This window comes from Clostridium puniceum (assembly GCF_002006345.1).
Lineage (GTDB): Bacteria > Bacillota > Clostridia > Clostridiales > Clostridiaceae > Clostridium > Clostridium puniceum.
This window is the reverse complement of record NZ_LZZM01000201.1, coordinates 13341-26109: the sequence shown is the minus strand read 5'-3', so window position 1 is coordinate 26109 and position 12769 is coordinate 13341. Positions and strand designations below refer to the sequence as shown.

The window sequence follows — 12769 nt, the reverse complement described above, 5'->3', positions numbered from 1 at the left end:
AGAAAATTCCACAATTCAGCTTTATTTTTTATTTCCAAGGCTGAGCATCTGATGGCATACGCCAGTCACCTCTAGGGCTTAAGGAAATACTTCCAACCTTAGGACCATCAGGAAGAGCACTTCTTTTAAATTGCTGAGTAAAGAATCTAAACATAAATTTATCTAGCCATTTTTCTATTTCTTCTGAAGAATAATCATCTTTGAAAGCAGTTTTAGCTAAGAAAAATATTCTTTCCTTTGTAGAGCCATGCTTTATAAAATTATATAAGAAGAAATCGTGAAGCTCATAAGGACCTACTATATCTTCTGTTTTTTGAGTTATTTCACCATTTTCATCTTTAGGTAATAACTCAGGACTAACAGGGGTATCTAATATGTCCATAAGAGTATTGCATACAATTTCTGTAGATTCATTTTGAGCTACATATTTTACTAAATATCTAACAAGAGTTTTTGGAATAGAAGGATTTACAGAATACATAGACATATGATCACCATTATATGTACACCAGCCAAGGGCAAGCTCTGATAAGTCACCAGTTCCTATTAAAAGCCCTCCTTCTTTATTTGCAATATCCATTAATATTTGAGTTCTTTCCCTTGCTTGAACATTTTCATAAGTAACATCATGAATATTTTTATCGTGCCCAATATCTTCAAAATGTTGAAGAGAGGCTTTAACTATATTTATCTCTCTAAGGTCTGTGCCGAGTTCTCTGCATAAGTCAATTGCATTGTTATACGTTCTATCTGTTGTACCGAAGCCAGGCATAGTTATAGTAATAATATTCTTTTTATCTAAACCAAGTAATTCGAAGGTTTTAACTATCACAAGTAACGCAAGAGTTGAATCCAAACCGCCAGAAATTCCAATTACAGCTTTTTGAGAGTTAGTATGTTCCAATCTCTTAGCTAAGCTGGCGGATTGTATATTAAATATTTCTTTACATCTTATTTCTCTTTCCTTTTCAAATGAAGGAACAAAGGGATGTTTATCCACAAATCTGTCAAAACATTCAATAGAAGTATTAGTAAATTCGAAATTTATTATAACAGGTTTCTTATTTATAAATTTAGCTGAATCTCTAAAACTAAGATTTTTCATTCTTTCAGCTTTAAGTTTGAATACATCAACAATAGAAGAAATCACTTCGTTATCTCTTTGAAATCTGTCATTCTCTTTTAATAGTGAACCATTTTCGCTTATTAAAAGATGACCACTAAATAAGACATCTGTTGTAGATTCATGAACACCAGCAGATGAATATATATAACTGCACATTGTTCTAGCACTTTGATTTGAAATAAGACTTTTTCTATAATCCATTTTACTTACAAGCTCATTTGAAGCAGAAAGATTTCCAATTAAATGAGCACCCATAAGAGCTAAATAAGAACTTGGTGGAATTGTTACCCATAAGTCTTCACAAAGTTCAATTCCAAAATTTCCAAGGTTAGATGAAAAAATTAAGTTGGTGCCAAATGGTACATCCTTTTGGAATGGTAAATCTATTTTTTCATTTTCTATAGAAAGTCCTTCACTAAACCATCTCTTTTCATAAAATTCACTATAATTTGGAAGATATGATTTTGGAACTATTCCAAGTATACTTCCTTTAAATAAGAGATAAGCACAATTATATAAAACACTGCCAGAAAGAAGTGGAGCACCAACTGCAATTAAAATATCGTTATCTTTGGTAGAATTTAGTATTTCACTAATTCCATCTAAAGATTTATTAATTAAATATTCATGTAAAAATAAATCGCCACAAGTATAAGATGTAACGCAAAGTTCAGGAAAAACTATAAACTTATTTCCTTTTTTAGCAGCATCATTTATACATACTAAAATATTTTCAACATTATAGTTTATATCAGCAACTTTAGTTTTAGGACAAGCTGCTGCAACTTTAATAAAATCCATGTAATCACTCCCTAATATGCTTTTGATTAAAAAATTAAGATAAATATTTTTTTAATATATATCTTTATTCTTGTTTAATATATGTTTCACTTATCAAAGTACAATTAAACAATAATTGAATCTTTGCTTTAAATTTAAAATATATCTTATTAATTATAAACTAAATGCAATTTAAATCAAAGTGAGAAAATAATTTCAATTTAAATGTAAATAAATTGTGATTATATTGTGATAAAACTGTGATAATTCATAGTTAAAATAAAAATATATATTCAAATGAGTGGACTAAAATAATTTGGAATTAAAAAAATATATAAAAGTTGAGGTGAAGTGAATGTTTGATAAAGTAAATTATTCTATAGTAGTACCTTTATATAATGAAGAACTTGTTATAGATGAAAGCTATAGAAGGTTAAAAAAAGTTATGGACTATACTAAAGAAAATTATGAAATTATATTTGTAAATGATGGAAGTAAAGATAAAACAAGAGATAAAGTTGAATTAATATGTAAAAAGGATAAAAATATAAAGCTTATTAACTTTTCAAGAAATTTTGGTCATCAAGCGGCTATAACAGCAGGAATGGATTTAGCACTTGGTGGGGCAGTGGTTGTAATAGATGCTGATCTTCAAGATCCTCCAGAAATAATTTTAAAGATGATTGAAAAATGGAAGGAAGGCTATGAAGTTGTTTACGGAAAAAGGATAAAGAGAGAAGGAGAGACTTTCTTTAAAAAATTTACAGCAAAGATGTTTTATAGAATATTAAAAAGTATAACCATTATTGATATTCCTGTAGATACTGGAGATTTTAGACTTATAGATCGAAAGGTATGTGATGCGATGATTGCACTCCCTGAAAGAAATAGATATGTAAGGGGCCTTGTAAGTTGGGTTGGTTATAAACAAACTTATGTAGAATTCGAAAGACAGGAGAGGCTTGCTGGAGAAACTAAATATTCTTTGAAAAAGATGATAAGGCTAGCTTTTGATGGAATAACCTCTTTTTCATATAAACCGCTTGTTATTGCTGAATATCTTGGAGGTATATCATTTTTTATAGGGATGATTTTAATAAGTTTTGATATTGTAAAATATATTCTTAATAAAGCTCAATTAATAAATTTAGAAACCATTATATCAATTAATTTGATTATGTTTGGTATAACTTTAGGTTGTATCGGCATAATGGGTGAATATATAGGAAGAATTTGTGATGAAATTAAAGGAAGACCTATATATATAATTGCGAGCACAACGAATTATAATATGGCTGATAAAAAAGATGAATTGGTTAGCCATATTAAATTGATAAAATAACTTTCTATTGGGAGGCAAAAATGAAAAAACTTAAATTTACAAAAGAGACCTTAGGATTATCGCTGATTTTAATATTATCATCAATGCTAAATTTTTCAAATATAGGTATAAATGGATATGGAAATGGATATTATGCTGCAGGTGTAAAAAGCATGACAATGAATCTTAAAAATTTCTTTTTTGTATCATTTGATTCTGCAGGATTTGTAACTGTTGATAAACCACCAATGGGGTTTTGGATACAGGCTATATTTGCTAAAATATTTGGTTTTAGTGGATGGAGTATTCTTCTGCCACAAGCAATAGCAGGAGTGATTTCTGTTTATCTTCTATACTATCTTGTTAAAAAATCCTTTGGAACTGTAGCTGGTTTTATATCAGCATTATGTCTTTCAGTAACTCCAGTTTTTGTAGCTGCAAGCAGAAATAATACTATAGATAATTTACTTGTTGCAACATTACTTTTTGCTTGTGTAACTCTTACTAAAGCAGCTGAAAAAGGAAAAGCTAAGTACCTTTATATAAGTTTATTATTTGTAGGTATTGGGTTTAATATAAAAATGTTAGAAGCATATATGATTGGACCTGCTTTATATATAACATATCTTTTGGCACACAATATATCATTTAAGAAGAAAATAGGCCAGCTTGTTATTGGTACAATTGTTCTTTTTTCAGTATCTTTGTCATGGGCTGTAATAGTAGATTTAGTACCAGCCAAAAATAGACCTTATGTGGGCAGCAGTACAAATAATAGTGAAATAGAACTTATAATTGGTCATAATGGGTTAAAGAGGCTTGGTCTTAGTAATGACTCAAATGGAGGTTTTGGAGGAGGTCCAAACAGAGAAGATGGAAATATGCAATCTCAGAATTCTAAAAGGAATGGAGAAGAAAAGCTAAATAATAATCAGCAAGTACCTAATGACAGTCAAAGCGAAAATAATCAAGATGGAATGCCAGATGGAGCATCAAATGCCAATGGACAGGAAGCACCAGAAATGATACCGAGTGGCAATAGTCAGGGAAATGGACACAGTCAAGGAATGCAAGGAAATATGCAAGCAGAAAATAATCAAGGTATGCCGGGAACTCCACCAGATGGAAACAACCAAGATGGCGGAAATATGCAATTACCCAATGGAAATAGCCAAGGAGATCGAAATATGCAACCAGCAAGTGGTGGATCAGGAGGTAAAGGTGGTGTTCAAGGTTCTTTTGGAGCTGAAGTAAAAGCAGGTATTACAAGATTATTTGCTAAAAGTAGTTTATCAGATCAAATAGTTTGGTTTTTACCACTTGCATTGTTAGGAGTTATAGCAGTTGCAATAAAAGAAAAATTAAGGTTTAAATTAGATAATAAGAGAAAAATATCACTAGTATTATGGATTACTTGGTTAGTTCCTGAATTTATATACTTTAGTTTTACAACAGGATTATTCCATCCATACTACTTAACAATGATGGCACCTCCAGCTGCAGCTTTAGCTGGAATTGGGATTACAACAATGTGGGAATTATATAAGGAAGGCAGATGGAAAGGATGGCTTTTACCAATAGCTTTCGTTGTAACAGGGTTAACTCATATGATGATGCTATCATATTTCACAAGCAATCTACCAACTGTAATTAGAAATATAATTTTATTATCATTAATACTGTGTTTTGTAGCTTCAGCTATATTAGCAATATTAAATTTGTTAACTTTAATTAAAGAAAAAAATAATAGTGACATAAACAACAATAAAAATATGAATTTCAAGAAAGTATTGGTTGGAATTGCTACAGTAGGGATTTTAGTAACACCATTTATTGGTGCAAGTGCAGCAATAACTCGTAGTGTAAATAGTACTATACCTTGTGCTGGATTAGAACTTCTTTCAAATGAAACAAAAACTCCTGTTGGAATGTCTTTTGGAAGAGAAAATAATTTAGAGAGTTCAAAGTTAATTAATTTCTTAAAGAGTAATAAAACAAATGAAAAATATTTACTTGTAGTTTTTTCTTCACAAAGTGCTGATAATATAATAATACAAACAGGTGAAGCTGTTATGGCTCTAGGAGGATTTTCAGGTTCTGACAAGATAATTACTCTAGATAAATTTAAGGAACTAGTTAAAAATGGAGAAGTTAGGTATGTGTTATCAGGTGGCAGAGGTCCAGAAGGAAATAATGAAATTATGAATTGGATTGCTGAAAATGGTACTGCAGTTCCAGAAAGTGAATATAAAAATACTACATCTAATAATGAAGAAAATAATCAATCAATAAACAATGATAAAAATATTTCTAATCCCAATAATGGTGAAGAAGATGCAAGAAATACACAAAATCAAAACAAAAATAATAGTCAAAATCAAAATTCTGGTGGATTTAGAGATGGAAATAATTCTGAACAGTTATATGATTTAAAAGATGTAGCTAGTACTTTAAAATAATTATATTAAATAGGTAAAATATTATATTTGATTTATTCAATATAATATTTTACCTATTTTCTTAAAATTACAGTATATTAATATGTTGAACTTGGATAAAGGAGATTAAGATATGGGAAAAGTTTATTTGAAAAAATATAAATTGAGAATAAGTTTAATTTTTATATTGTTGATATCAATATTTTTATGTATTTATGCAGTAACAAATTATAAGGGTAATAATACTACCATACAAAACAATAAATTTACGATAGAAGGGAATAAGTTTAATAATGATCTAAACAATATGCAAAGTGGTCAGAATAAACCTGAAAATATGCCATCTTCAAATAAAGAACAAACAGGTGGTAATGAAAGCAGTGCAGCTTTTAATGGAACTAATAAACCAAATGAAAATATCCAATCGAATAAAAATGGAAGTATGGATGAAACAAATGTAAATAGACAGCCTCATTCAAATAAAAACAAACCATTAGGACAAAATAGAAATATGAAAAGAGAAAACTCAAATAATAAATATGCTTCTGCGCTCACTATATATTCAGTAATATTTTTAATTTTATGTATTGGGATATATTATGTATTTAGACGCAAAAATATAAAGATTAATATTTCAGATGAAAAAATAGTGATTTTTACATTATTAGCAATAGGACTTCTTTTAAGAATAGCAGTATCAACACTTATGGATGGGCATAATGATGTTAATTTATTTAAGAATTGGGCTGAAACAGCAGCAAATGGACCCTTACAATTTTATTCAAATGCTAGATCGGCAGATTATCCACCATTATATATATATGTTTTAGCTTTAATTGGCAAGATTGCAAGTATATCATATTTTAAAACATATTTTGTATTAATGCTTAAAATACCATCAATAATAGCTGATGTGGTTACAGCTTATTTCATATATAAACTGGGAAAAAAATATTTTAGTTCAGAGATAGGCATTTTATTATCTGCTTTTTATATTTTCAATCCAGCTATTTTTATAGATTCTACTTTTTGGGGACAAGTAGATTCAATATTTACATTAATGATTGTTATCGCAGCATTTCTATTATCTGAAAAGAAAATTGTTATTTCATCTGCCGTGTTTGCAGCATCAATACTTATGAAACCACAGGGAATTATATTTCTTCCTATACTTTTCTTTGAGTTGGTAAGGAAAAGAGATCTGAAAATTTTTATAAAAGCAGCGGTTTCAGCACTTTTTACGGCAGTGATTATTATACTTCCATTTTCTTTAAATGGACAAAGTCCATTATGGATTTTTAAACTGTATTCAAATACTATATCAGAATATCCATATGCTTCTGTTAATGCATTTAACTTTTTTGGTTTAATAGGGGCGAATTATACAAAGAATACAGATATTTTAGTTGTATTTAATTATCATACTTGGGGAATGATTTTCATTGTAGTTACAACATTAATATCATGGGCTGTTTATATCAAAAATAATAATAGAAATTTTGTCTCAGCTATAGCATTACTTCAAATTGCAGGAGTATTTACTTTTTCAGTTGGAATGCATGAGAGATATTTATTTCCTGCTGTAGCATTATCTATTTTAGCATTTATATATTTAAAGGATAGAAGATTTTTCATATTAGCTATAGGATTTAGTATTACAAGTTATATTAATATTTATTCTGTTCTCTTTAATCTAAACTCATCAAATTTTAAAACTTCGCTAATGATAACCTCATTTTTTAATATATTTTTAGTTGTTTCTTTGGTAAAAGTTTTGTTTGAAAGTTTTATTAGAGGTAAATCTTAGTTCAAAGTGTTTAGAAAGTAATGTTTGAAATATTCATTCTTTGGAATTAATATATATAGTGAGATACAATGATTAAAAGATTAAGTAGTATAGTCATATTTAAATTCTAAGGAATGGAGGCAGGATATTAATGAACATAGATTATAAAGCTATTAGAGAAAAAAAGATTATAAAAAATCAAAAAGAAAAGTTATTAAAGAGAGAAGAAAAGTTTTTTTATAAAAAAGAAAATGAATATATAAAGAATAAGCTTACACCAATAAGAGAAAAGTTAGAAGAAAAGGTTCCTGATAAAATGATAGAAGCATTTGAAAAAGCTTTTGAAAAGGGGTTTTACTATGTATTTGAAAAGGGAACTAAAATAATAGAAAAGAGTTATAATTTAGAAAAACTAAGAAATGAAGCTGATATAAATGAATACATTTTATCTAAACAAATAAATAATAAAAATTTAAACAGAATTGATAAAATCGCTAAAAAGGGTATTTGGATAAATAAGGGAATTACAACAACAGAAGGAACAGCTTTAGGAGTTTTGGGAATAGGACTTCCTGATATTCCAGTTTTTATAGGGATAATTTTAAAGACCGTATATGAAATTTGCTTAAACTATGGATTTAAATATGATTCAGAAGAAGAAAAAGCTTTTGTTTTGAATATAATTTGTGCAAGTGTAAATAAAACACAAAAAAAGATTATATATTCTAATGAAATTGATAGAATTGGATATAATATTGATAATGGTTTTAAGAATGAAGTAGACGTAAATTATTTGATAAAGGAAACATCAAAGAATTTATCAGAAAGCATGATGTTAACTAAAGTTATTCAAGGAATGCCTATAATAGGCATATATGGTGGTATATCAAATTATATTATAATAAGAGATATAAGTGAAGTTGCAACAATAAAGTATAAAAAAAGAATGCTATACAAATTATAAAGCATCATTTTCATATTATTCACCGATTATATATTTTATGAGTTAATAGTTGAAATAATCATAAAAAAATATTAATATATACTAAGCAGTATAAAAATATAAATCGGGGTGAAAAAATGAAAAAGAAAAAAATATTGAGTTTAATGCTATGCATAATTCTCGCTTTTTCTTTGATCGGATGTAATTTAAAAGATGATTATAGAATTGAGACAAAAGAAAATACTGATGAAAAACCATCAGGAGATAAAGTAAATGAAGTATTTGATTCAGAAAAAATGACAGAAGTAATGGATAAATTAAGAACTACACCAAAAGAGCTTTCAGATAAAATTGATGAGGTTGATAGCGACACACAAAGAACTATGAGAGAATTAAATGAAAAGGCTAATGAATTAACAGATGCTTTAAATAATGCTGATTTTCAAGGTAAAAGTGAAGATGTTAAGGAAAAATTAGATGATATATCAGATAAATTAGATGAGATAAAAGATAACGTCAAGGATGCTAAAGATAGAGTTGACACTTACGAAAATCCAATTGATAAGGTACAAGTTACAGATACAGTTGATGAATTTACAACTCATATGGATAATTTACAAAGAGCCTTGGATAGGGTATCTTCAACTAGATAAAATTTAGAACGCTAGCCCAATGTTACCATATATTAAATTAGAATGTTTTATTAATTTAATATGACTAACAGTTGGACTAGCATTTTTTAACTACTCAGACTTGTAATAAAAAGAGTAAATTTAAAAAAAGTATATATGTTGCAATTTTAATTATTTAGTGAAACTTATTAGTTGCGGTTGTATATTATTAGTGAATATTATTTTTACAACATACATTATGTTATAAGTGATTAAAGGGGCTTATAAAAAAAGTAAAAAATTGAATTTTAAGCGTAAATAATTAAAAATAAAAAACACTTGAATATTTTACTTTAGTATGATAAAGTGATGAATAAGGAAACTAATCTAGGAGGAGAAATTTTATGAAGATAAATGTTTTAATAAAAAAATTAACTATATTAACCATTATAGCTATATTAGGGACAGGTTTAGTTGCTTGTTCTGGAAATAGTGAAAGCAAAAAAGAAGAATCTAAAGTATCAGCGAGCACATTAGATAAAGAGGAATTAGTAGTAGGTTTTGATGACACTTTTGTTCCAATGGGATTTAAAGATGAAAGTGGAAAAGTTGTTGGATTTGATATAGAACTTGCAGAATTAGTAGCTAAAAAACTCAATAAAAAAGTAAAATTTCAGTCAATTGACTGGACAATGAAAGAAACAGAACTTAAGAATGGGAATATAGATTTGATTTGGAATGGATATTCAATTAGTGATGAAAGAAAAGAAAAGGTTGAATTTTCAAAGCCATATTTAAATAATAAACAAGTTATAGTAACACTTGCAGATTCTAAGATAAATGCTAAAGCTGATTTAGCAGGGAAAAAAGTTGGAGCTCAAGATCAATCTACAGCAGTAGAAGCTGTAGAAGCAGATGCAAAGCTCTTAAAGAGCTTTGATGGTGGTAAGCTTGTTACATTTAAAGATAACAATGCTGCATTGATGGATTTAGAAGCAAAAAGATTAGATGCAATTGTAGTAGATGAAATTTTAGCTAGATACTATATGAAGGCTAGAGGACAAGAAAAGTATAAAATTTTATCAGAAGATTTTGGTAGTGAACAATATGGTGTTGGAATTAGAAAAGGTGATACTAAATTCGTTGAAGCTTTTAATAAAGCTTTGGATGAAGTGGTAGCTGATAAGGCAGCAGCAGAAATATCTAAGAAATGGTTCCAAGAGGATATAGTCCTTAAATAATAGAATTTAATTATGAGCAACAAAGAGGAGGATATGGTCTTGGGTTATATACAAATGATGCCTCAAGTATTAGAGGGGCTTAAAGTCACATTAGAAATATTTACACTAACATTAATATTATCAATTCCGCTTGGAATAATAGTTGCTGTAATGAGAACATCTAAATCTCTAATATTGAGAGAAATAAGCGGAGTATATGTTTTTATAATGAGAGGGACACCTTTATTATTACAAATCATAGTAATATTTTTTGGGCTTCCTATAGTTGGAGTAACCTTTGATAGATTTCCAGCTGCAATTTTGGCATTTACTTTAAATTATGGAGCTTATTTTGGAGAAATATTTAGAGCTGGAATAATGTCTATAGATAATGGACAAGTTGAAGGAGCTCAAGTTTTAGGCTTAAGTTCAAAAGACATATTTTTTAGAATTATACTTCCACAAGCATTAAAAACAGTTATCCCACCGGTTGCAAATGAAGTAACAACACTAGTAAAGGATACTTCCTTAGTTTATGTAGTAGGAATAGATGAACTGTTAAAAATAGGGCAAATGGCTACTAATAGGCAAGTTTCTTTAGTGCCACTTCTAATAGTTGGAGTTGTGTATTTAATTGTAATAGCAATCTTCAGTAAAGTGTTAAAGAAAATTGAAGAAAAATATGACTATTATAAGTAATATGGAGGAACTTATATGCTTAAAATTACTAATATAAAAAAGAAATTTGGAAATACAGAAGTTTTAAAAGGTGTTAATCTTGAAATAGCAGAAGGTGAAATACTAGTTGTCGTAGGGCACTCAGGCGGCGGAAAAACTACATTACTAAGATGTGTAAATGCATTAGAACATTGTGATGAAGGCAATATAGAAATAAACGGAAAAACTCTGTGCAAAGATGGAAAGTATGCAGATAAGAAAGAACTTAAGGAAATAAGAAAAGACATAGGATTAGTATTTCAAAATTTTAACTTGTTCCCACATATGTCCGTTTTAGAAAATTTAATTGAATCACCTCAAAGAGTATTAGGATGGAGTAAAGAGAAATCAATAAAAAAAGCGGAAGAGACTCTTGGTTTCTTAAATTTATTAGAAAAAAAAGATAATTACCCTTTTGAATTATCAGGTGGACAAAAGCAAAGAGTTGCTATTGGAAGAGCATTAGTGTTAGAACCTAAAATTATGTGCTTTGATGAACCAACTTCGGCTTTAGATCCAGGGCTTACTGGAGAAGTTGCAAATTTAATAAAGAGCTTAAGTTCAAAAGGCATGAGTATGATGATTATAACGCATGATATGGATTTTGCTAAAGGTGTATCAGATAGAATAGTTTCTATGAACAAAGGGAAACTTCAAGATGGGTTAATTTTTGAGAATTAATTTTAATTAAGAGATTTTTGACTATATTTAATATTTGGAAAATTGCAAGCTATGTTACTTAATTGTAATAAATTGTGTTGAATTGTAAATGAAAATATGATATTCTAAAAAAGTAACATAATTCAAGATTTAATCAATACTGTACACTTTCACCTCTGTCTCAGAGATAGAGTCAAGTATCAGATTATATCTTTGGGAAAAAAGGGAGGATTATATAATGGAAGATAGAACTTTAGTATGCAAAGATTGTGGAAAGGAATTTATTTTCACAGTTGGAGAACAAGAATTCTACAAAGAAAAAGGATTTGATAACGATCCAGTTAGATGTCCAGATTGTAGAAGAGCTAGAAAACAACAAAGAAACAACAGAAACTTTGACAGATAGTAAACTACAAGGAGCTGTCGCATTAGCGGATTAAAATCCGTTGACGATAGCTCCTTTTTTAGCTTATATGAAATATTTTCTGAATGTAATATTTCGTTAGCTGTAAAATTTCTAAAAATAGACGCACTTAACTAAGCCTTGTTAAAAGGCTTTTTTTAAATTGCATTTACGCAGTTTTATTTAGTTCAAATAAATGCTTACCAGTACGATTTGTTTGCTATGCAAATTTTTAATATATAAGTTCTAATTAAGAAAGTTCATAATTTAGTTGGTTGTCTTATCCAATCACTCTAATATAGAAATTAAATCTTAATGAACAAAATTTTTTAGAACATATATAAAAATATTTTTTAATATTTCACTTGACTTTGCTTAGCTGGTCTTTTTTATTTACAATAGATTATGTTTTATATAAGGGAGAAATAGAACTAAAAAAATTATAAGTTAGATTATCCAACTATTATGTAAATTTTGCTATAATAATCCTCTTTTCTAGAATTGTTTTTCATAAAGCAGTAACGAAGAAAGAAGTACTAGAAGCTTTAAGTAATATATTAGGATTAGATATATTATTTCTTTAATAAATAAAAACTAAGATATCTATATAAGTTCAAATTTGCTTATACTAGATATCTTAATTTTTTACAATTTAAAAATACGAACTATAAAAAAGGAAAAACTTATTATAATTCGGCAAAAAGCAAATTTAAAGAAAAAATAACACAATATAAGTTGACATCGTACGTGTTAAATGATAATCT

10 protein-coding genes are annotated in these 12769 nt (G+C 28.2%); 9 read left to right on the top strand and 1 reads right to left on the bottom strand.

Annotated features, from left to right (window positions below; genetic code table 11):
• Positions 1 to 28: 28 nt before the first annotated feature.
• Entirely contained in the window at positions 29 to 1927 is a 1899-nt protein-coding gene (locus CLPUN_RS19755; protein ID WP_077848953.1) for an NAD(+) synthase, read from the bottom strand.
• Between the two features lie 334 nt (positions 1928 to 2261).
• Between CLPUN_RS19755 and CLPUN_RS19750 the strand changes: the two genes are divergently transcribed.
• From CLPUN_RS19750 to CLPUN_RS19710, 9 genes are all read left to right on the top strand, one after another.
• Positions 2262 to 3248, top strand: coding sequence for a glycosyltransferase family 2 protein (locus tag CLPUN_RS19750; RefSeq protein ID WP_077848952.1), 987 nt, complete (start codon positions 2262 to 2264; stop codon positions 3246 to 3248).
• A 20-nt stretch (positions 3249 to 3268) separates the two neighbouring features.
• Positions 3269 to 5686, top strand: coding sequence for a glycosyltransferase family 39 protein (locus CLPUN_RS19745; RefSeq protein ID WP_077848951.1), 2418 nt, complete (start codon positions 3269 to 3271; stop codon positions 5684 to 5686).
• Positions 5687 to 5798: 112 nt separating this feature from the next.
• On the top strand, positions 5799 to 7472 hold the full coding sequence (locus CLPUN_RS19740) for a glycosyltransferase 87 family protein (RefSeq protein ID WP_077848950.1): 1674 nt from the start codon (positions 5799 to 5801) through the stop codon (positions 7470 to 7472).
• A gap of 130 nt (positions 7473 to 7602) precedes the next feature.
• The gene (locus tag CLPUN_RS19735; protein WP_423237313.1) at positions 7603 to 8415 is read left to right on the top strand and encodes an EcsC family protein; all 813 of its coding nucleotides are present in this window, start codon (positions 7603 to 7605) and stop codon (positions 8413 to 8415) included.
• A 116-nt stretch (positions 8416 to 8531) separates the two neighbouring features.
• Positions 8532 to 9047 (top strand): DUF7553 family protein, encoded by a 516-nt coding sequence (locus CLPUN_RS19730; RefSeq protein ID WP_077848949.1) that lies wholly within the window; start codon positions 8532 to 8534, stop codon positions 9045 to 9047.
• A 362-nt stretch (positions 9048 to 9409) separates the two neighbouring features.
• The gene (locus tag CLPUN_RS19725; RefSeq protein WP_077848948.1) at positions 9410 to 10246 is read left to right on the top strand and encodes an amino acid ABC transporter substrate-binding protein; all 837 of its coding nucleotides are present in this window, start codon (positions 9410 to 9412) and stop codon (positions 10244 to 10246) included.
• 54 nt (positions 10247 to 10300) lie between these two features.
• Complete coding sequence (locus tag CLPUN_RS19720; protein ID WP_423237314.1) at positions 10301 to 10924, top strand: amino acid ABC transporter permease; 624 nt, start codon at positions 10301 to 10303, stop codon at positions 10922 to 10924.
• Positions 10925 to 10939: 15 nt separating this feature from the next.
• Positions 10940 to 11623, top strand: coding sequence for an amino acid ABC transporter ATP-binding protein (locus CLPUN_RS19715; protein ID WP_077848946.1), 684 nt, complete (start codon positions 10940 to 10942; stop codon positions 11621 to 11623).
• Between the two features lie 217 nt (positions 11624 to 11840).
• The gene (locus CLPUN_RS19710) at positions 11841 to 12008 is read left to right on the top strand and encodes a zinc-ribbon domain-containing protein (protein ID WP_022744580.1); all 168 of its coding nucleotides are present in this window, start codon (positions 11841 to 11843) and stop codon (positions 12006 to 12008) included.
• Positions 12009 to 12769 lie beyond the last annotated feature (761 nt).

Excerpts from the sequence above, each read along its gene's own strand:
- CLPUN_RS19735 (WP_423237313.1), top strand. The coding sequence starts at position 7,603 with ATGAACATAGATTATAAAGCTATTAGAGAAAAAAAGATTATAAAAAAT.
- CLPUN_RS19720 (WP_423237314.1), top strand. The coding sequence starts at position 10,301 with ATGATGCCTCAAGTATTAGAGGGGCTTAAAGTCACATTAGAAATATTT.
- CLPUN_RS19745 (WP_077848951.1), top strand. The coding sequence starts at position 3,269 with ATGAAAAAACTTAAATTTACAAAAGAGACCTTAGGATTATCGCTGATT.
- CLPUN_RS19740 (WP_077848950.1), top strand. The coding sequence starts at position 5,799 with ATGGGAAAAGTTTATTTGAAAAAATATAAATTGAGAATAAGTTTAATT.
- CLPUN_RS19725 (WP_077848948.1), top strand. The coding sequence starts at position 9,410 with ATGAAGATAAATGTTTTAATAAAAAAATTAACTATATTAACCATTATA.
- CLPUN_RS19710 (WP_022744580.1), top strand. The coding sequence starts at position 11,841 with ATGGAAGATAGAACTTTAGTATGCAAAGATTGTGGAAAGGAATTTATT.
- CLPUN_RS19730 (WP_077848949.1), top strand. The coding sequence starts at position 8,532 with ATGAAAAAGAAAAAAATATTGAGTTTAATGCTATGCATAATTCTCGCT.
- CLPUN_RS19755 (WP_077848953.1), bottom strand. The coding sequence starts at position 1,927 with ATGGATTTTATTAAAGTTGCAGCAGCTTGTCCTAAAACTAAAGTTGCT.
- CLPUN_RS19750 (WP_077848952.1), top strand. The coding sequence starts at position 2,262 with ATGTTTGATAAAGTAAATTATTCTATAGTAGTACCTTTATATAATGAA.
- CLPUN_RS19715 (WP_077848946.1), top strand. The coding sequence starts at position 10,940 with ATGCTTAAAATTACTAATATAAAAAAGAAATTTGGAAATACAGAAGTT.